The sequence below is a fragment of the Occallatibacter savannae genome (assembly GCF_003131205.1).
Lineage (GTDB): Bacteria > Acidobacteriota > Terriglobia > Terriglobales > Acidobacteriaceae > Telmatobacter > Telmatobacter savannae.
The window spans coordinates 467,925-488,071 of sequence record NZ_QFFY01000002.1 but is presented as its reverse complement, the minus strand read 5'-3'; the positions used below and the strand labels follow the sequence as shown (position 1 = coordinate 488,071).

General features: G+C 60.8%; 17 protein-coding genes and 1 tRNA gene. 9 read left to right on the top strand and 9 right to left on the bottom strand.

Translation table 11 applies throughout. The features are described from left to right. Positions 1 to 8 precede the first annotated feature (8 nt). Both DHV10_RS09515 and mtgA read left to right on the top strand, forming a co-directional pair. Positions 9 to 419 carry a VOC family protein gene (locus DHV10_RS09515; RefSeq protein WP_204101377.1) on the top strand — a complete coding sequence of 137 codons (411 nt, stop codon included), beginning with the start codon at positions 9 to 11 and terminating at the stop codon, positions 417 to 419. A 143-nt stretch (positions 420 to 562) separates the two neighbouring features. Then, positions 563 to 1,225: a monofunctional biosynthetic peptidoglycan transglycosylase gene (mtgA, locus tag DHV10_RS09510; RefSeq protein ID WP_109486112.1), complete on the top strand. Its 663-nt coding sequence runs from the start codon at positions 563 to 565 to the stop codon at positions 1,223 to 1,225. 60 nt (positions 1,226 to 1,285) lie between these two features. Here the strand turns inward: mtgA and DHV10_RS09505 are convergent, their stop codons facing one another. The 4 genes from DHV10_RS09505 to bcp all read right to left on the bottom strand — a co-directional run bounded on the left by DHV10_RS09505 (position 1,286) and on the right by bcp (position 3,592). Next, positions 1,286 to 1,669, bottom strand: a complete 384-nt coding sequence (locus DHV10_RS09505) for a response regulator (RefSeq protein WP_109486111.1) — start codon at positions 1,667 to 1,669, stop codon at positions 1,286 to 1,288. Between the two features lie 189 nt (positions 1,670 to 1,858). Then, positions 1,859 to 2,392, bottom strand: a complete 534-nt coding sequence (locus DHV10_RS09500) for a c-type cytochrome (protein ID WP_162601376.1) — start codon at positions 2,390 to 2,392, stop codon at positions 1,859 to 1,861. 58 nt (positions 2,393 to 2,450) lie between these two features. Continuing rightward, on the bottom strand, positions 2,451 to 3,140 hold the full coding sequence (locus DHV10_RS09495; RefSeq protein WP_109486109.1) for a DNA-3-methyladenine glycosylase: 690 nt from the start codon (positions 3,138 to 3,140) through the stop codon (positions 2,451 to 2,453). Continuing rightward, positions 3,119 to 3,592 (bottom strand): thioredoxin-dependent thiol peroxidase, encoded by a 474-nt coding sequence (gene bcp / locus DHV10_RS09490; RefSeq protein ID WP_109486108.1) that lies wholly within the window; start codon positions 3,590 to 3,592, stop codon positions 3,119 to 3,121. The genes DHV10_RS09495 and bcp overlap by 22 nt, the downstream gene beginning before the upstream one ends. 83 nt (positions 3,593 to 3,675) lie before the next feature. Here bcp and DHV10_RS09485 point away from each other — a divergent pair, with 83 nt between their 5' ends. The 3 genes from DHV10_RS09485 (at position 3,676) to DHV10_RS09475 (ending at position 7,319) form a co-directional block, all read left to right on the top strand. Then, positions 3,676 to 5,058: a hypothetical protein gene (locus DHV10_RS09485; RefSeq protein ID WP_109486107.1), complete on the top strand. Its 1,383-nt coding sequence runs from the start codon at positions 3,676 to 3,678 to the stop codon at positions 5,056 to 5,058. 362 nt (positions 5,059 to 5,420) lie between these two features. Further along, complete coding sequence (locus tag DHV10_RS09480; RefSeq protein ID WP_109486106.1) at positions 5,421 to 6,416, top strand: acyl-CoA desaturase; 996 nt, start codon at positions 5,421 to 5,423, stop codon at positions 6,414 to 6,416. 102 nt (positions 6,417 to 6,518) lie between these two features. Next, a complete protein-coding gene (locus tag DHV10_RS09475; RefSeq protein WP_109486519.1) occupies positions 6,519 to 7,319 on the top strand; it encodes an SDR family NAD(P)-dependent oxidoreductase in 801 nt (266 codons plus the stop codon). A 161-nt stretch (positions 7,320 to 7,480) separates the two neighbouring features. Here DHV10_RS09475 and DHV10_RS09470 read toward each other — a convergent pair whose 3' ends face one another. Further along, on the bottom strand, positions 7,481 to 8,233 hold the full coding sequence (locus tag DHV10_RS09470; protein ID WP_109486105.1) for a DNA alkylation repair protein: 753 nt from the start codon (positions 8,231 to 8,233) through the stop codon (positions 7,481 to 7,483). A gap of 104 nt (positions 8,234 to 8,337) precedes the next feature. Beyond that, positions 8,338 to 8,631, bottom strand: coding sequence for a hypothetical protein (locus tag DHV10_RS09465; RefSeq protein ID WP_109486104.1), 294 nt, complete (start codon positions 8,629 to 8,631; stop codon positions 8,338 to 8,340). Between the two features lie 36 nt (positions 8,632 to 8,667). On the opposite strand from DHV10_RS09465, the gene DHV10_RS09460 reads away from it, so the two are divergent. Beyond that, on the top strand, positions 8,668 to 9,414 hold the full coding sequence (locus tag DHV10_RS09460) for a hypothetical protein (RefSeq protein ID WP_109486103.1): 747 nt from the start codon (positions 8,668 to 8,670) through the stop codon (positions 9,412 to 9,414). A gap of 29 nt (positions 9,415 to 9,443) precedes the next feature. Here the strand turns inward: DHV10_RS09460 and DHV10_RS09455 are convergent, their stop codons facing one another. Beyond that, complete coding sequence (locus tag DHV10_RS09455) at positions 9,444 to 9,695, bottom strand: hypothetical protein (RefSeq protein ID WP_109486102.1); 252 nt, start codon at positions 9,693 to 9,695, stop codon at positions 9,444 to 9,446. Positions 9,696 to 9,869: 174 nt separating this feature from the next. Between DHV10_RS09455 and DHV10_RS09450 the strand changes: the two genes are divergently transcribed. Further along, a tRNA-Thr gene (locus DHV10_RS09450) sits at positions 9,870 to 9,945 on the top strand. A 128-nt stretch (positions 9,946 to 10,073) separates the two neighbouring features. Here the strand turns inward: DHV10_RS09450 and DHV10_RS09445 are convergent. Together DHV10_RS09445 and DHV10_RS09440 are read right to left on the bottom strand one after the other, a co-directional pair. Next, positions 10,074 to 12,410: a glycoside hydrolase family 44 protein gene (locus DHV10_RS09445; protein WP_162601375.1), complete on the bottom strand. Its 2,337-nt coding sequence runs from the start codon at positions 12,408 to 12,410 to the stop codon at positions 10,074 to 10,076. Positions 12,411 to 12,541: 131 nt separating this feature from the next. After that, on the bottom strand, positions 12,542 to 15,379 hold the full coding sequence (locus DHV10_RS09440) for an EAL domain-containing protein (RefSeq protein ID WP_109486100.1): 2,838 nt from the start codon (positions 15,377 to 15,379) through the stop codon (positions 12,542 to 12,544). A gap of 533 nt (positions 15,380 to 15,912) precedes the next feature. Here DHV10_RS09440 and DHV10_RS09435 point away from each other — a divergent pair. After that, positions 15,913 to 16,857 carry a tetratricopeptide repeat protein gene (locus DHV10_RS09435; protein ID WP_109486099.1) on the top strand — a complete coding sequence of 315 codons (945 nt, stop codon included), beginning with the start codon at positions 15,913 to 15,915 and terminating at the stop codon, positions 16,855 to 16,857. A 264-nt stretch (positions 16,858 to 17,121) separates the two neighbouring features. Further along, entirely contained in the window at positions 17,122 to 20,019 is a 2,898-nt protein-coding gene (locus DHV10_RS09430; protein WP_109486098.1) for a protease pro-enzyme activation domain-containing protein, read from the top strand. The last annotated feature ends 128 nt before the right edge of the window (positions 20,020 to 20,147 follow it).

Here is a 20,147-nt window from a genome sequence, read left to right as displayed (position 1 = left end):
TAACACAGTTGCCTCACGGCCTCTCACCAGCCATTCCGAACGGAAGCATCCTGTGTTCCAATCTCCCCATGATGCTTCGCCTCATCCCCAAGGTCTTCTACGACACCCTCGAAGAAGGACTCGACCTCTTTGTCAACTGCCTCGGCTTCGAAGTCCGCTATCGCGATGACGATCTCGCCGTCGTCGAGCGCGACGGCGCCAAAGCCTACATCGTCGCCAGCCCCGAGTTCGCCGCCAAAGACCGTCCTGAAATCGCCATCGAAACCGACAACATCCACGCCCTCTACGACGAGATTTGGGCACGGTGCCCCCACATGCTCCACCCCAACGGCAACACCGTCCAGAAGAAGCCCTGGGGTGCTACTGAATTCGCCGTCCTCGACAAGACCACCGTCTGCATCATCTTCCGCCAGTGGTGATATTCGAACCCGCACCACAGACCGAAGTATCCTGATCCGTGCCCGCTACCCTGCCTCCAACCGCCGAATTCCCCCGTCGGTCTCGTCCGGCCTGGCTGCGGGCCTCTCAATTCACTCGCCTCCGGTTTGCTCATCCTCGATCGTTGCGCGTCCGGCACGTCCTTCTCGGCATTGCCCTCTGTCTCGCTCTTGCCTGGACTCTCGCCGCCCTCACCCTCATCGCTCTTCGCTTCATCGACCCGCCCACCACCGTCGTTCAAACGCAGCGCCGCATCCAGGCTCTCCTCCACGGCACGCCCTATCACAAGCGCTATCGGTTCACCCCCATCGCGCAGATCTCGCCCGAGCTTCAGCACGCCGTCGTCGCCGCCGAAGACGCTCGCTTCTACCAGCACCATGGCTTCGACTGGCACGAAATCCAGATCGCCGCTGAAGACGATCTCGAAGGCGCACGCACTCGCGGCGCTTCCACCATCACGCAGCAGCTCGTCAAAAATCTCTTCTTCGGAACCGGCCGCTCATGGCTGCGCAAAGGAGCCGAATTCACCCTCGTCCCCGTTGCCGAACTCGTCCTCCGCAAGCAGCGCATTCTCGAGCTCTACATCAACATCGTTGAATGGGGACCCGGCATCTACGGCGCCGACGCGGCCGCGCACTACCACTACGAGGCATCCGCCCGTGCGCTAGACCGCGACGAAGCCGCGCGCCTTGCCGCCATCCTTCCGTCTCCGCTCCGCCGCCGGCCCGCCCGCATGACCCGTTACAGCACTCTCATCCAAACTCGCATGCGCCAGATGGGCTGGTGAGGCTGAGAGACCGTTCCGGTCCTGATCGATTGTTTCTGTTCGGACAGAGGGCTCGAACCCTCAGTGCGCCGGCTCGCGCAACCGGGAGACCGCATCCTTGAGCTCCTGCCCGTTTTCGGTCTTCAAGAGCACCTCGCGCGCGCCCAGAAAAATGCAGATGTCCGATTGGGTTGGATCATCCGATCCCGTCCAGACGATGACCGGTATGTTCTCCAGCTCAGGCTCGCGTCGAAGTGCCGCCAGCACGTCCTGCCCAGAACCCTTGCGAAGATTCAGATCCAGAATGATCGCCTCGGGCTTGGAGAGGAACCCCGCGCGAACTTCATCCAGAAACTGGATGACGCGCGAGGCATCGTCAAACACCTTGAACCTCCTGCCGACGCGCGAAAGCACCCGCGCTGCGGTCTTGAGGTCGCGCTGTTCGTCTTCGACGATCACCAGCATCTCTCCTTGGATGCGGCTTTCAGGAATCTGCCCAACGTATTCGGCTGGAGTTACAACAAACCAGCGCTAACCACCGTTCCATCTTTCACGAGGGCGAAACCGACGAAATGAAAAGCGGCCCCTAGCCGAAAGCTAAGAGGCCGCATTCAAAACACTCTCGCACCCTGCGGAGTGACAGATTTTCCCGATTTACTTGGCAGCCGGAGGCGCCGGGTGATCGTGGTCATGATCTTCCTTGGGCGCAACAAAGGTCGGCGGATGCAGATGCCCGCGGTGACACGTCCCGCACGTCACTCCCGCCTCTTCCTTCCCATGCTCCTCGTGAGCCTCGTGCCCTTCGTGGTCCTCGACCTTGCTCACGTAGTTCTTGTTGATGTCTTCCATCATCTTGTACATCAGCCGCGCCGTATTCTTCTCGGGCTTCGAGTCGTCCGCGAAGTTCAGCGCGGGCCGTCCGTTCGGCATTTTCCGGTTCGGATCGACCGCATGGCACGTCGTGCACTCTGCACCCAGCTGCGCCTCCCAGCCGTGCATGATCTCGTGAATCTGCTCGCCCGTAGTGTCCTTGGGCAGCACCTTCAGGTTGGTCGGCGCCGGAGCCTTGAACTGGCGGTGCTCCCCAGCTCCACCGGCTGCTGGCTGCGAAGGGTGCTCCTGGGCGAATGCGGCAACAGACAGCACCGCTACGGCAACAGCAATGGACAACGGGGAAGCAATTTTCAAGACAACGACCTCGCAAGTTGTAGATTGACAGCTATTGTATCGACGAAAGATAGCGCCACTAAGTTGACGGATTTGAGGCCCATCGTTCCAGCTTTTTCGGCCCCGAGACGCACGGGTGCCCTCGAACCGCAAAGCGCAGCGGCAAATCCACCGCATGCTTGATCCCGATCCGCGGCGTAACCACTACCTCCGGCGCCGCAAAATCATCCTCCCGCACCTGCAGCGACGACCCCGCACTCGCAACATCCAAGCCGTTATGCCCCGGCCTTGTCAGCCCCAGCGCCAGGCACAACCGGCTCGGCCCGGACGCAATCATCCTCACCGGCGCGCTCTCATCCAGCCCCCGGTTTCGCGCCATCTCCGCAACCCCGACTACCGGCTCCAGCGCCCGCAACAGCACGCAACCCGCCAACCCCTCCCGCTCGCACGAAATGTTCATGCAGTAATACAGCCCGTAGATCGAGTAAACATACGCATACCCCGCTGGCCCGAACAGCACCATGTTCCGCGGCGTGGGCCCGCGATGCGAATGAGCAGCCGGATCCGGCGGATCGCTGTGCGGCCCCAGGTACGCCTCAACCTCCACAATCCGCCCCGCCAGAATCCTGCCCGCCTCCACCGACACGAGCAGTTTGCCCAGCAGCTGCGGCGCAACCGTCTCAGGCGACTGCTCGAAGAATCTCCGCGAAACAAGCCGCCCCGGAAGCTCAGACCTGCGACGCCCGCTCACTTCTGCTTCTTGTTCCATTCCTTCAGCAGCGCAAGTACCTCTTCCGCATGGCCTTCCGGTGTCACCTTGGGGAAGACATGAACCAGCTTCTGGTCAGGCCCGATCAAAAACGTCGTCCTCTCGATGCCCCAGACCTTCTTCCCATACATGTTCTTCTCCTTCATCACACCAAACTGATTGCAGACTTTCTCGTCTACATCAGCAAGGAGTGTGTAAGGCAGGTCGTACTTGGCCTTGAACTTGGCCTGAGCCTTCGGCGTGTCCCGCGAAATGCCAAGCACTACCGCGCCTGTAGCCTGGAGCTTCTTGAAGGCATCCCGGAAACCGCAGGCCTCAATCGTACAGCCAGGAGTATCTGCGCGCGGATAGAAGAACAGCACTACCGGTTTTCCCTTATAGTCCGACAGGCTTACCGTCTTGTCCTCGTCTGTCTGCAACGTGAAATCGGCGACCTTCTGGTTCACTTCCATGGGAGTTTCCTCGTATCTTCAGTATGGTGAATAGCCTCTTGCCAACTCTGTTTCGTTTGCATTATTTCCGAGCACCGCGCCCTATGTCACCGCGCCAATCCAACGAGCTTTCCACCAAGCGAACATCGCTTGCCCTCATTCTCGGCCTGATTGCCTCCGCGGCCAGCGCTCAATACCCCGGCCAGATTGAAAAGAAATCCAAAGACGGCCCAACCCTGCGCGCCGTCGCTGTCCTTGAGTGGACCGGCGATCTCGGCAAGCCCAAAAAGAGCCGCCTGGTTCCCATCAGCATCTACGACGGTCAGGAACTGCACGACGCCAGCATCTACATGGCGCGTCCTCATCCGATGGCGCTCGCCGGCGAAGTCGAATACGAACTCCAGCGCAACGGTGCCCCCATCGGCCTCTTCGACATCAAGAACGCCGCCCAGGAAATGGGCTCATGGGTTGGCTACGGCTCCTGGAAAGCCACGCCCTCCGCCAAGCCCACCGCTCCAAAGCAAATCGTCGATACCGGCTTCGACGCAAACGACGACAAGCCCGTGCTCCATCGTAAGCACTCCGACACGTCCGCCAAGTCCGACTCCACCGCTTCTGCGTCCTCTCCGGATTCCGATCGCCCCACACTGCACAAACCTACGACAGAGGACACAAGCTCCAAGTCCGATCCGGCTCCCGACCCCGACCGCCCCACGCTTCACAAGGAAAAAGCACCAGCGGATTCGGACAATCCCGTCCTCCACAAACACTCCGGCACGGACACGAGCGACGGCGAGCACGCCAGCTTTACTGACCCCGACCGCCCCCGCCTGATGCGCGGCAAGCAGGGGGGCGCCAATGGCCTTGATGTTCTCCCCAGCCTCCTCGGCCTTCCGCCAGACATGAATCAGGCCGTCGCCGTCTCCGACTCCAAGTCCCGCCAAGAACACACGTGGGATTACAAGTGGGCCAACCCTGACGACGAAGATAAAATGAAGGCCGCCCTCGAGGACATCGCCCGCACCGCCCTCGGCCTGAAGACACCCCCGCCTCCGCCCGCGACCAGGCGCGCTGCCGCCCACAAAGCCATAAAGCCATCCCCGGCGCCCGAGCCGCCCCCGCTGGTCGATGAAAAATTCAGGGTCCTGGAGCTCGCCTACGGCTCCGGTGCGACCATGGTCTTCTCCGCCCACACCGACGACCCTGAGAAGACTCAGAAATTCGTCACCCTCATCGCCCAGCCTGATCTCTACGGAAATCCTCTCGTCCTGCTGAAAAACGTGACCGACGCGGCGCATCTCGACCAGACCCCGCAAATGCGCCTAGTCGATGCCGTCGATGCCCTGGCCGATAACCGCGGCGAGCTGCTCTTCGAGCTCCGCGGAGCCGGCCAGCGCCAGTTTGCCCTCTACCGAGTTTTGCGCGGCACCGCTGAGAAAATCTTCGTCACCGGCGGAGGCGAGTTCGGGGTTGCTCCGGGAGAATAGCCCGTCAGAGTCTCGTCACGTCCGGGCCGGGTCTCTCTGAACGCTCACTACGTCCAACCCCGGGCGCCTTTTTCGCCCCGCCAACAACGTTTAGTAACTTTCGTGACAATCAGTTGCAGATTGTGGGTACAAACCCCTTGCCTCCTATACAATTCAGGAAGAAAGTGGCAGTAACAGCTGCAGATTTCAGAGAGATTCCACTTCAAGGCCTACAACTGAAGTCGACGCAACCATTCGGCTCATTCTCGATTCTTTCTATCAACAGAGCATGATCACCGGGTAGCGGCGGCCCGCCGAAAGGCTGACACGTTACCCCTCTCTGGTTCTGCCGCAAGCACCCTCTTCAAAGGATTTAGTAACGAATGGCGTCAGTTTTGACCGCACCATCCCCCGACCGCTCGACCCAACCCTCAACTGAACAGATCACGAAGACGCACGACACCGCACCGAAGGCTGCTCACGACGTAGCCGCTCGCGACCTCGTCCGTCTGGGCCGCGCGGCCACCACCAAAGAGGGTCTCAACTGGATCACGCTCGTCACGGTGATCATCTTCCACGCCGGCGCCCTTGCCGCCTTCTTCTTCTTTAGCTGGTCGCGCCTCGCGGTCATGGCGATCCTCTACGTCCTCGCCATCAACGTGGGCATCGGCATGTGCTATCACCGGCTGCTGACCCATCGCGGCTACCAGACCCCCAAGTGGATCGAGTACATCATGGCCGTTTGCGCCACCATGTCGCTCGAAGGCGGCCCGCTCTTCTGGGTAGCCACCCACCGCATCCACCACCAGCTCAGCGATCATGAAGGCGATCCCCACACCCCCCGCGAAGGCGGATGGTGGGCCCACACCGGCTGGATCCTCTTCGGTGAAGCGCTTCACTCGCAGACCAGCGTTCTTAAGCGCTACTGCCCCGATCTCTATCGCGACAAGTTCCACGTCTGGCTCAGCAAATATCACTGGCTCCCCATCACCCTCAGCGGCCTCGGCCTGGTTGCACTTGGCTGGAACATGGGCGGATGGAAGAGCGCGCTCGGTATGGTTCTCTGGGGCGTCTTCCTTCGCGTCACGCTTGGCCTCCACGCCACATGGCTCGTCAACTCCGCCACGCACCTCTGGGGCAGCCGCCGCTTTGAAACTCGCGACGACTCCCGCAACAGCTGGTGGGTTGCGCTGCTCACCGGCGGCGAAGGATGGCACAACAACCACCACGCCCATCCGGTTTCGGCTCGTCATGGCCTCAGGTGGTACGAGCTCGACCCGAACTTCTGGGGCATCTGGATCCTCTCCAAGCTCGGCCTCGCCAAGAAGATTCAGGTCGCCAAGTTCGATCCCGCGAATCCCAAGCCCGCAGGCTTGTAACTCACCAGGACACGATTCAGTCCGCGACGGCCGTCCCTATGAGGGGCGGCCGTTCTCCTTTTGCATCACAACTTCTTCGGACTTGCTAATCTTGCTTTCAGAATGGATCCGAAGCAAAGCATCACCAGCGACAAACGAGTTGCAGTCATCACCGGCGGAGCCCAGGGCATCGGTCGCTGCACATCCGAACTCCTCACCGAACGCGGCTTCTCCATCGCCATCATCGACCTCCAGGAACCCACCGCCACGGTGCAGGCGATCAAGCACAGCGGCGGCGAAGTCCTCTCCTTCACCGGTGACATCTGCCGCGAAGAGATCGTCGACGACTTCGCTCATCAAGTACTCCAGCGCTTCGGACGCGTCGATGTTCTCGTCAACAACGCCGGCATCAGCCTCATTCGTCCCGCCGAAGACACCACTGCCGCCGAATACCGCCGTGTCATGGAAGTAAACCTCGTCGCGCCCTTCCTCCTGGCACGAACCTTCGGCCGCATCATGTTGGCCGCCCGCAGTGGATCTATCGTGAACGTCGCCTCCATCGCCGGCCTTCTCGGCGTCTCCGATCGCGCCGCCTACAACGCATCGAAGCATGGCCTCGTCGGTCTGACGCGCACTCTCGCCGCCGAGTGGGGCGGCCGCGGCGTTCGCGTCAACGCCGTCTGCCCCGGCTGGGTGAAGACTGAAATGGACGCCGCCGACCAGGCCCGCGGAACCTACAGCGATGCCGACATCACCCAGCGCGTCCCGATGGGAAGATTCGCTACCCCCGATGACGTCGCCCGCGCCATCGCCTTCCTCGCCGACGACGCGCAGAGCAGTTTCGTCAACGGCCACACCCTCACCGTCGACGGCGGCTGGAGTTCCGACGCCAGCTGGGAATCCCTCCGTCTCAACAAACGATAGCGAACGGCTTCTCGATAAAGGCCGACTTCAAAGCTGGGTTCAACATGGTTTTGAAAGGGCACGGATTTATCCGTGCCGCTAAACTGCCTGATTGATCCGGGCTTTAGCCACTGAGGGACGGGTTCTGCTGGAGCAAAATCCATGCAGTCCTGTACGAAGCTCTACAAATGCTTCGCAGCCTCACGCACCGTCAACGCCGACAGCTTGTCACCATTCGCCCGAACGAAATCCCGAACCTCCGCCGGCGCATGCCGCGCATAGTCACGCAGAGCCCATCCGATCGCCTTGCGAATGAAGAATTCCTTCTCGTGTCCGCACGCGAGAGCGTACGCAAACAGCCGCCCCGCATCCGTCTGCCCCCGCCACCCGAGTTGATGGAGGATCGCAACCCGGCGCACCCAGAAATCCGAAGACCGGAGCGCCTTATCCATCTCGGTCTGTACCTCAGGATTCTCTGCGCGCGCATTCCGCACAACTTTACCAATCACACCGGCAGCCAGCGCATCGACCGTATCCCACCATGACTTCAGCCGCACGAGCTTGAACACCGCTGGCAATTCCCTCGGGCTCAATTTCTCAATATGCTTGGCGAGCAGGTCAACGGCGACATACTGATACTCCCGTTCCGGCAGCGCCCACAAAATCCGCGCCGCGCGAATCAGATCCTTTGCAGTCGCGCCTCTCTGCATACGTGCCAGCTCGGCCACGGCTTTCCTGCGGACCGGCGTCTTGATCCCGAGAAACTCGAACTGGCCCTTCATGTACGCCTGCATCCACGGCCGAAGCGCCGGGTCGCTTATCGGAACCAGCACCCTCGAAACCGCGCGCACAAACTCATCAGGCGACAGCGGCCCATTGGAGGGCTTGACGCCTTTCACCGCGTGATTTGGCCCCACTGCTTGCGTGTGTTTCATCGTTCAGGCTCGTCCGGCTCGGAAATCTTCTCACGGACAGCACTGTGCGCAGTGTCCCGTGTCACCATTCCCGGACAGCTATGGAGAACCGCCGTCGACCGGCTCTACTTGCGGATCTTGGCCCGCACCCACAGGGTCGCAAAGAGCGGCAGTGCGATAAGCAGAACGATCAATCCCGCCGGCAATCCGACGTACAGATAGCTATCCGCGTAGTTCACCGTATGGTGCCCGCCAATGTTCCACGCCAGCAAGCCGAAGATGGCCAGCATGGTCGTCAGGAAAAACGTAAAGAACGCCGACGCAAAAGAGAGCAGCAGGCTCTGGAACAGACTGAACCCCTCCAACGGAAAGCCCAGAACGGTTCCGCCATGATGGCGCTGGGTGTGGATGGATTGCATCGTGGAAGGGACCTCTCTCGTCTAGAATACAGTTTTATGCCAAGCAGCGCGCAAATCGAACTATGGCCTGCTGAAAGGGTCGCGGCGAAAGCGCTCATCGTTCGCGCGCCCAACGGGCTGGGGTATGCGCCCTGGGGCGAGACGCGCATGGGCGACACCGACCTCGAGCGCCTTGTCGCCGCAGTTCCATCTGCGATGACTCCGGCCCTCAAGAATCGCGCGTACTACTTCGTGCCCCTGGCCATCGCCGACACCGGCGAAACGCTGGTAGCTCCCTCGTACACCGTCGAGCTCGGCGACCGCGCCGTATGTCATCGCAACGCTTCGTTCGGAACCACCGAAGCCGTCTTCCTCTCCACGCGCCTTGTCGAAGACCGCTTTGGCCTCGCCTTTGAGTTCTTCATCAACGTCGCTCACAACTTCGTCGACGTAGCCGGTGTGCCTGAAAGCTTCTCGCAGCTCGTCTGGTCGCAGGCCGATGCCCAGGTCCGCGGGGAAACCAGCCAGGACGCCTGGGAGTCACGCCGTCGCGCACAGGACATCAATGGTCGAAAGACAATCGACGAGCGGGCCCGCAGCACGTTCTACGACGCGTCTTTCTCAGACGCTCTCGCCATCTACATGCTCTCGCTCGCCGTCGACTTCGATTACCACGACCTCAGAGAGCGCGAGTACCCTCTTCTCGCCGCTCCGGCGCTCGCAGAACGCCTCCGGCACGTAGCCAGCCTCTTCCCGCCCAACCCCGGCTACGAGTTCCAGATCCTCTACCGCCGCAAAGGCTGAAGCCTTTCCCGGCCCGAAACCAAGCCGCTCTAGCGAAACGTGTTCCATCCGATATCCGCGAGCATGGCGCGCCCAACCACCAGGGCAGTCACAATCAGTGCTGCGAGCACACACGTCCAGAACCCCATCCGGCTGAACGGAATGAACAGAACGCTGTCCTTTCCCGTTAGATTGATCCCCGCCTGATCGGGCAAGAGAGCCTGCACAGCCACTGCAATCAGAAACCCGGCCGCCCACACCAGGGCGATTCTGAAAGAGAGCTGAAGGGTGATGTTCATCATCGAATCGATGGCTCCTCTCTACTGCAGCACCATACCTGCTCGGGGACCTACCCTTGAAAGGACGCGAACAGCACAGGATTGGCTGCCTCCCTCCACCCCGCTTTACCGAACAACTGCGCAACGATACAATCAGATGAGACGCTGTTAGCGGCGCATTTCGTGTGCGTTCCAGCAGCCGACGTAGCTCAGTTGGTAGAGCAGCTGATTCGTAATCAGCAGGTCATCGGTTCAAGTCCGATCGTCGGCTCCATCTGATCCACCACGCTCCAACCCACAAGTCTCCTCGATGGTTTAGACACCGTTGAGCGTTCGTTCGGGCAATGGAAGCTCGCCCGGCTGATTCCTCGAACCAGCCGTCATGCCTGCCTCGATTTCAGCTCAGACCTTCGGAATCGCGAGAATCGTGATCGACTGCGCAGGAAACGTCGTCATCAGAGAACTGCTCGTTCCGCCCCCGGTAGGCCCGCTGACAGCCACGCTCGGCTTGGAGACGATCGCGTTGAGATTTGCGGCACTGTAGAGCCACACCTGCGCCGGACCGCTCGCATTGAAGTTGCCCAGATTCAGGCTGCTGTTCAGGTCTCCGTACGTCTTGTTGATCACCACCACAACCAGAACATTGTCCTTGGTCCTGAAAGACCCGTAGATCGAAAGCTTGCCCTGATCGACGCTTGCCGAGCTCACCGCCTCGTTGCCAAAAGTCGCACCGGCTCCGTCGTAGTTGCGGAATACCTCAAACGCCATCAACCCCGGTACCTGCGTTGCCGGATCAGGCGCTCCCCACAGGGTCCCGATGTCCAGCCCCTCGCGGCCGAAGATACCCAGAATGTCCGCCTGCGCCAGTGCGCCGCTGATACTCTCCTGCCCGCCCCAGTTGTACTCGGTGATCGCGAGCTTCGTACCCGGATAATCCGCCGCCACCCACTTCTTCATCATCGGAATGACCTGCGGAGCCTGGGCGGGCGGATTGCAGTTCGGCGTGTAATTCGCATCCGTCCGGTAGTTGGGCTGCTGGAAGTTCGGATCGGTATACGTCGCATCCCAGAAAACACGCGTCGAATTCAGCCGCGCCTCTTGCGTCTGCGTATCTCCGCCCGTCGAGAACGCCAGGTTGCTTGGCGCGAAGTACGTGTGCAGGTCCAGATAGTCCAGCAACCGCGTGCCGTGGTTCTTCTCGTAAGCCGCGAATTGCTGCAGGTAGTACTCGATCAGCGGCACGCCTCCATGCGCATCGCGATCCACCGGATTGCTCCATGGCGCCCAGCACGGCGACCCATTGCCCCAACCGTTTTCAATGTCCTTCTTGGAATAGAAGTACGCCCACCAGTAGTCCATCACCGGACCGCTGACCTCGGCGCTCGGATCCGCCGCTTTGATCGCCGCGGCGTGCGCAATCCCGTTGTTCGTGACCTCGTCGTAGGTGAATGCCGCTGGATGAACGTCCCGATGCACGGCATCCCACCAGCTCGGCTCATTATCCAGGTCGTAGATAGCAACCCCGCCGCTTGCGGCAGTTCCGAACTTGCTGACCAGATACTTCACCCAATTTCCCGTCCACGTCGCATCGACAGCAGTGCTCGTCACAGTAGCCGCCACTCCCGTGATGTTGCAGCCGCCCGAGTTCGTACAGCCATTCACGCCCTGCGGATACATCCCGTTTCCGCAGACCCCTCCATAGGGATCAACCGCGGCCTGATTCGGGTAGACACTTTTTGGATAGCTGCAGGAGCTGCCATCCTTCGCCACCCATCCATTCACCGGCACCGTGCCAATGGTCTTCGCTCCGATCGCGCGATCCGCCTGAACCTGCGCACTGAACGCGCCTGTGTCCTGGACACCCGTAGCGCCGGTGTGGTTCTCGAAATACCAGTCGCTCGCGGAACTCGTCACATCCAGCTGGTAGTTATAACGGGAGGTCGCATCGCCGCCCCAGCGATCCACCGTGATCCCCGCGCTCTTCGCCGCGGTGCCCGCCAATTGAAAAGCGTTCATCCCGTAAATCAGAGGATTGATGGCATGCGTCACATTTCCCGCATCGACTGACAGAGCTGGGCCGCTCGATGCCGCCGGTTGCGAAAGCGTCACCGTCGCGCTCCCCACCACGCTCGTGTCCTGCACGCTCGTGGCGGTCACCGTCACCGTGGCGGGAGCGGGATACGGCGTGTTGTAAAGCCCTGAGCTGCTGATCGTCCCTGCACTCAGGCCGCTTCCCGATGGCGCGGCAACCGACCACGTTACGTTTCCGCTTACTCCCGCCGGGAGCGCCGCTTTGAACTGTACCTGCGTGCCGATGATGGCCGCATTCGGTGTGACCGTAATCGCAGGAGACGTGTAGGCGGCTGTGATCGTTGTGTTCGCATTCAACGTCACCTTGCAGGTCACCGTAGTCACTGTCGTGCATCCCGACCACGCACTGAACGCGTGCACGCCTGCCGACGCCGGAGCCGTAATTGTCACCGATGTGCCCGCGTTGTAAGTCCGGCTGAAGCTCGCGCTGCCATTCCCCGCACCAGTGTTATCCGCCGGCGCAACCGTGATCGCAACCCCCGTCGTCGGATTGGTCGTATTCACGGTCAGGACGTAGGTGGTCACCGGGGGTGGTGGATTGTTGTTCGAACCACCGCCGCTCCCGCCCCCGCACCCGCTCAGTGCCGCAAACGCTGCGGCCAATACCGAAGTTCCTGCACACCGCAGCCAGTTCTTCCAGTTCTTCACGGATCCCTGCATGTTTTGAAATTGGACCAATCATAGATGATCCACAACACTCCACGTATGACCGGCACCACAGCCCCGGACACTCTGGTCAATGCCGCATCGTGAACGAAAGTAAGCGGTCGGCCGCGCCTTCAGTCTCGCTGCAGCAGCGCACGCAGTTCACCCGTCAGGTTGTCGCGCAGGCGATGAAGCTCCGGCACGCGATCCAGCGCCTCCTGCATGCATTCGCCATCCTTGCAGCGCAGTATTTCCGCGCCGCAGCGATGCAGCGCCCCATGCACAGCGGCAACGTCTCGAAACAGAGAAATCCGCCCCGCCGCACTTGGGTTCTCGCCGCTCATCCATGCCCCAAGACGGCACTGTGTCTCTTCCATCGATGGTGCTACCCGGCGCGTCCCATGCAGGTACGCCTCAATCGCGCTCACCCAAGCCGTGTGTTCGGCGCCGGCATAGAGCAGCGGCCTGTCCGCCGGATCCAGAGCAGAAATCTTCAGCCACTGCGGGTCCGGAGTCCACGACGCAAGCCACCCCGGCAGATCGCCCGGCGGCATCGGAGCCGCAATCCCAAATCCCTGCGCGATCTTGCACCCCAGCCTCAGAAGAAGGATCCCCTGCTCCACTGTCTCTACACCCTCAGCGATCGCCTCTCGACGGAACGCCGACGCAAGCCCCAGCATTCCTTCCACGATCGTCAGGTCCTCCGGATCGTCCAGCATGTCATGGACGAAGGTCTGATCGATCTTCAGGACATCCACCGGAAGGCGCTTCAGATACGCGAGAGAAGAGTAGCCCGTACCGAAGTCATCCAGCGCAAACGAGACGCCCAGCTTCCCGCAGGCATGAATCACCTGCGACACCTGCGCCATGTCCTGCACAGCGGTGCTCTCCAGCACCTCGATCTCGAGACGCGACGGGTCCACGCCGTCATGCGCGGACAAAATCTCGTGCAGCCTTGCTGAGAACCCCGGATGCTGCAGCTGCTGCGCAGAGATGTTCACGCTCACCGGTATGTCGAGTCCGCCCGCCTTCCACATTTCGATCTGCTGCAGTACGCTCTTGATCACCCACTCGCCGACCTCGAGCACCAGCGGATGACCCTCCAAAACCGGAAGAAACTGTGAGGGCAGCAACAGCCCGCGCTCGGGATGTTGCCACCGGATCAGAGCCTCAGCGCCATGGATCGCACCGGTCGCCAGGTTCATCTTCGGTTGATAGAACAGAAGAAATTCGTTCTCGCGCAATGCCCGGCGAACGCGCTCCAGGTCTTCATGATGGCCGCGTACGGAGAGATCGAGACGGGAATCGAAGACGTGAAATTGATTCTTTCCTCGCAGCTTTGACTGATAAAGAGCCTGGCCCGCCTGTCTCAGCAGTTGATCCGCATCCACATCTTCTGCCTGGGGGTAGAAAGCCACACCGGCGCTCGCAGACAGGTCCAGAGCTTCCCCGCTTACATTCACCCTCTGGGAGGCCACTCCGAGCAGCCGCTTGATCTTCGGCAGGCTCTGATCCGGATTATCCAGACCGAAGAGAACCGCGATGAATTCATCGCCCCCCAGCCGCGACAGCGTGTCACTCTCCCCCATCGCAAGCTTCATCTGGTGCGCGATGGTGGTGAGAATCTCATCTCCAGCGCCATGGCCGTAAACGTCATTGACGTGCTTGAAATTGTCCAGATCGATGCACACCACCGCCAGCACGTCGCCTTGCCGCACCGTCTGCTGCATCGCATAATGCAGCCGGTCACGAAGTAGCGATCGGTTCGGCAGACCAGTAAGAATGTCGTACTGGGCCATGCGCCGCAGCGTCTGCTCGTGCTCCTTATTCGCCGTGATATCCGAGAAAAGCGCAACATAGCGCTCGATCTCACCGGCCTTTCCCCGCACAGCGGTGATCGTCAGCTTTTCCGCGAAGACCCTCCCATCCTTCGCTCTGTTCCATATCTCACCCGACCACTGGCCCGAGTCGATGAGATCCCGCCACATGTTGTCGTAGAACTCTCTCCCATGGCGACCCGATCGCAGCAGGCTCGTGGGCTGGCCGATTGCTTCTTCCCGGCTGTACCCCGTGATGCGCGTGAACGCATCATTCACGTCGAGGATCTTGCCCTGTCGATCGGCGATCACAATCCCTTCTGAAGCATGCGTGAACACGCTGGCCGCCAGTTCCAGCCTCTCCTCCGATTGCCTTCGCGCCGTAATGTCTTCCGTGAAGATAACGATCCCGCCAATTACCCCTGTCCCCGTCAGCCATGGCCGGATCTCCCACCGAAGCCACTGCACCGAACCATCCGCACGTTCGAAACGATCCTCCTCTTTCTTCAGCGTCTCCCCGCCAAGCGCCCGCCGATGCAACGCCACCCACTCGGCGCGAATCTCCGGAAAGATCTCGTAGTGAGATCTTCCGATGATTGAGCGGCCCACGAGGCCGTAGCTGTCGATCCATTTGCGGCTCACTGCGATATAACGCATGTCTCGATCGAACATCGCCAGTGCTGCTGGAGCATGCTGAATGAAAAGATTCAGCAGTTCCTCGTTCTGTCGAAGATCGGCCTCAACGCGCTTCCGTTCGGTGATGTCCTCGATCGTTCCGCGCATGATGGCAGGCCGACCACGCTCGTCGAACTCAAACCGGCCGCGCCCGTGAACCCAGCGGTGCTCGCCATCGCGGCGTCGATCGATCCGATACTCCTTGTCGAATCCGGAACGAAATTGGACCGCACCGTCGAGGTGTGCCGACATCATCTCCCGGTCGTCCGGATGAATGATTGCGAGCCAACCCGCCACCGTCCGCGGATGATCCGGACCAATGCCGAAGATCTCATCCAGAACATCGGAAGAGGACCAGCACATCGTCTTCAGATCCAGCACGTAGGATCCGATACCGGCGATGCGTTGCGATTCTTGAAGAGAGTTCGCCAGGTCGCGAAGACTCTGACCGGCGTCGCTGGTGGGGTTATCGTCGTTCATGGCCCTGGCCACCGTCTGATGCTGCGAAATGCTCGTTGTCCGGAAGTGACCGTAATCTAGCACGGAACAGGATCAACACAAAAACGGTTTATCTTGACAGACACGCAACGCAGGTCTGCTCGAGGTACACCCCGCCCCAACCGCTCCGAAACGGAACTGAGACGCGAGAACAACGATCCTGCAACAGTCCCCGCAACCTGTATGCACCGGAAGTGATGCGTTAACAACGGCATGGAACCAAATCAGGTACCGGTTATCCACTCACTTTTTAATACAAGCGTGTTTCGTCCCTCCTTATCCACGCATATTCTTGGCATAATCCAAGCTGTTCAGTCTCTTCCGTAGAACGCAAGCAAATGTCTGAGCGGGAATGCATTGGCCCGGCTCAGAACCTGGCTCGCACCACGGGAGCGATCGAGAGAGCGGTTTCTTCGCAGCTGATCCGAGTGGCAAGTGCAGGAGTAGAAATCCAAACCTGCACCGAATTCGCAGCCTGAATCCGACTGGGTACCAAAACGCCGGAGCATCGTAGAGTGACCAGCTTTAGCCGCCAGGACGTACAGAGAATCTTGCAGATCAGTTCCCGCCAGTTGCAGGGCTGGGAAAAAGCAGGACTCATCTCACCTCGCGAAACCTATACGTTTCAGGACCTCGGCCAGCTGAGAACCCTCCGTTCGCTCCGCGAGGAAGACGTCTCCGCTGCCTCCATCCGTCACTCCATCACCGCCATGCAGGCGGTCGCCGGACTATCGAACCCTCTGCAGCAAGCTTCCCTCGTGCGCTCCGGAAGCAGATTGGCCTTCAGAGTCGATGGCGCGATGATGGACCCCATCCGGCGCCAGCTCATGTTCGACTTCGAGCGCATCGAAAACGATGCTACGGTCAGGACTTCAGTCCGTCCCCTTCGCCGCGTTGACCAGGCCTCCCGCGGAATCCAGGAACTCTTCGTCACTGCCGTGCAGGCTGAAGAGTCCGGAGACAAACACAGAGCCATATCAATCTACGAAGAGATGCTCCGGCTCGACCCCGACTACGCTCCCGGATACATCAACCTCGGCACAATTCACTTCCACCTGAAGCAATACACCCGCGCCGAGGAGCTCTACCGGACGGCAACCCGCAAAGACCCCGGGTACGTTCTGGCCTTCTTCGATCTCGGCAACGTCCTCGACGAACTCGACCGGCCCGACGAATCCATTGCCGCATATCAGCGCGCCGTAGAGCTGGCCCCGCGCTACGCCGATGCCCACTACAACCTTGCCTTGGCCTTCGAGCGCAAGGGAGAGAAACGGGCCGCACTCCGGCATTGGCAAGCCTACGCTCGCCTCGACAAACGCGGACCATGGGCCGAACACGCCCGTGGCCAGATCCGCAAGCTTCTGGAATCTGAGAAACTCACCATCGCCGCCCGCGCTGAAAAGTACATCGCCCCCAAGGGTGGTGGCGTCGCACTGCAGCTCGTTCCCTTTATCGGCTGACCAGCCCTCCCACATCCCCGGCGTAGAAGCCGCAGCCCCAACACCCCACACAACTTTGTAGACGGATTTGAGTCTAAGGAGAGAAGCAGAATCTCCTCGGCCCCGGCCGGGCGGCCTGCTGATTCTCCACGTTTGCACCCGGGCGCCAGAACTCCCCTCCCCGCACGAAACCTGTCCCCCGGCGGCATGACACTGGCGTGACTCGAGCATGGGCCTCAAACAAGGGCTCACGTCTTGTCTCAAATAAATCACTCAAGGATCTATATGCTTTCAAAGCCGTTTGCAGGTCGAGGCAGATTTCGTGTACTCGGATGGCTGGCGCCTTGCGTCCTGGCCGCAACCAGCATTGCCGCGCAGCGGCCCGCTACCCGGATTCAAAACGAAGTCAACAACTCCGATACGGCTCCTCTCAGGAGCGGACAGTTGCAGCCCAGCCCCGCGGAGTTCGACGCCGGCCGCATGCCCTCGAACACGAAACTCACCGGCGTGAGCATCGTCTTCAACCGGTCAGCCCAACAACAGGCAGCCCTCGAAAAGCTCCTCGCCGCTCAACAGGATCCTTCATCCCCTCAATACCACCGCTGGTTGACCCCCGAGCAGTTCGGCGCGCAGTTCGGAATGGCGCAGTCTGACCTCGACAAGGTCCAGACCTGGCTCGAGCAGCAGGGTCTCGCCGTCGAACGGGTCGCACGCAGCCGCAACGAGATCCGGTTCTCTGGAACCGTGGGCCAGCTCGAACAGGCCTTCCAGACAGAACTGCACTACTACGAAGCTGGTTCCGGCACTCATTTTGCGCCCTCGACCCAGCTTTCGATGCCCGCCGCCATCGCTCCCACCGTGCAGGCGGTCACGAATCTCAGCAGCTTCAGGCCGAGACCTATGCACGTGAAGCCGCGGACAGCCTTCACCTCAGGCAAATCCGGCAACAACTTCTTCGCTCCGGGCGACATCGCCCTCACCTACGACGTCGCGCCGCTCTACACCGCCGGCATCGATGGAACGGGCCAGTCAATTACCGTCGTCGGCCAGTCTGCAATTGATCCCAAGGACATCGAGAACTTCCAGGCTGCCGCGGGTCTGCCCACGAAGGCTCCTGTGATGGTCATCGTTCCCGGATCCGGCAGCTCTACCGTGGTCGCCGGCGACGAGGGCGAGTCCGACCTCGATCTTGAGTGGTCCGGCGCGATCGCCAAAGGCGCGACTCTCAACTTCGTCTACACCGGCAGCAATACGAACTTCAACACCTTCGACTCCCTTCAGTACGCAATCGTTGAAGGCATCGGCAACATCATCAGCATCAGCTACGGCGCCTGCGAAACCGCCATCCAGAAGAGCAACTTCTCCCTCGAGACTGTCTTCCAGCAGGCACAGGCTCAGGGCCAGACCATCGTCGCGTCGTCCGGCGATCAGGGCTCAACAGCCTGCTCCGGCGATACGAACGGCCTCACTCAGACTGAACAGGACGCGATCGCGGTCAACTATCCGGCCAGCAGCCCCTACGTCACCGCCGTAGGCGGCACTGAGATCTCGAGCGCCAATGCCACCTCATCGACCTACTGGACCAGCACCTCGGGCACCGATCTCCTGACCTCCGTCAGAAGCTACATCCCCGAGGTCTCCTGGAACGACAACTCGACCCAGTACGGGTTGAGCTCCTCCGGAGGCGGAGCCAGCGCCCTGTTCACCAAGCCTGCCTGGCAGAAGGGCGTCGCCGGTATCCCCAACGACGGCAAGCGCGACCTGCCCGACATCTCGCTCTACTCCTCACCCAACCTGCCCGGCTATCTCTTCTGCACCAGCGACAAGTCCGATTGGATCGGACAAAGCTCTTCCGGCCCCGCTCAAGCCGCGAGTTGCAGCAGCGGCTTCCGCGATTCCGTTTCGGGTGGCAACTACCTCACCGTCGCCGGCGGCACCAGCTTCGCAGCTCCCATCTTTGCTGGCATGATCGCCCTCATCAACCAGAAGCAGGGCTGGACCGGCGGACAAGGCCTGACAAATTCAACTCTATACACCCTCGCATCCAGCGCCTCGACCTACAGCTCTGGTTTCCACGATGTCACCAGCGGAAACAACAACTGCACCGCGGGCGCAACCTACTGCGGCACAACTACAGGTGGCTTCGCCGCAGGTACCGGCTATGACCAGGTGACCGGCCTCGGCTCCGTCGATCTCGCAAACCTCATCACCGCCTGGCCCGCCAACACCAAGTCGCTCCTCGCCACGACAACGACCCTGGCAGCCGCTACCACATCGCCCAATACAAGCACCAACGACTCAATCACCATCACAGTCGTTGAAGCCTCGGGTAAGGGCACTCCAACCGGAACCGTCAACCTCTCCATCGATGGCGGCGGCACAACCTACAGCAGCAGTGGCTCCAAAACATCCGTAACGCTCGGCGCCAACGGCACCGCAACCTACAATGCCAACTTCGCTTCCGCGGGTGTGCACACCATCATTGCCCAGTACGCCGGAGACGCAACCCATGCAGCATCCACCGGCAGCGTCATCTTGACCGTGGGCGGAACCACTACAGGAAAGGGCACCTTTAAGGTTGCGCTTTCTCCGGCCACCCTCACCATTAAGAGAGGCTCGCAGCAGGCCGAAACCCTAACCGTTACCCCTTCCGGCGGATATACCGGAACGGTGAATTTCACCTACGCCACATCAAACGACACCGCCCTCACGAACCTCTGCGTGCTAGTTGGAACCGGCTTGAACAGCAACGGCTCGGCATCCGTGACCGGCACTTCTCCCGTCAGCGGCCAGATCACCATCGACACCAATGCCGCCGACTGCTCGGGAAGCCCCACCACTGGCGGCGTCGTGAAGGGCCGTGGCCTGAGAGTCCTTCCACACGCCAAGGCCTTTGCGACGGCACCCCATCCCCCCGCAAAGCGCAGCCCTCTTCCCGCGGAGATCGCCTTCGCCGGCCTCCTTCTCGCAGGTTTTCTCGGACGCTCCTCGCGCAAGCTGCGCCAGCTTGCCTGTTTGATCGCCCTCGCATCTGCTGGACTCGTTCTTTCAGCATGCGGAGGCACCAGCGGGAGCACGGTCTCCGATCCGCCCAAAGGCACCTACACCATCACCTTCACGGGCACGGATTCCGCCAACACCGCACTCACCTCCGGCGCATCCTTCACGCTGACCATCAACTGAAGTCCAACTCGCTTCACCGCAATCGGGGCAGGCTCCATCAAGGTGCCTGCCCTTTTTCGTGTGCTCCACTCGTAAAGCCGGGCCCCAATGCGAGCCCGCCCGCCGGTCTGTTAAACTCCGATGCCGGA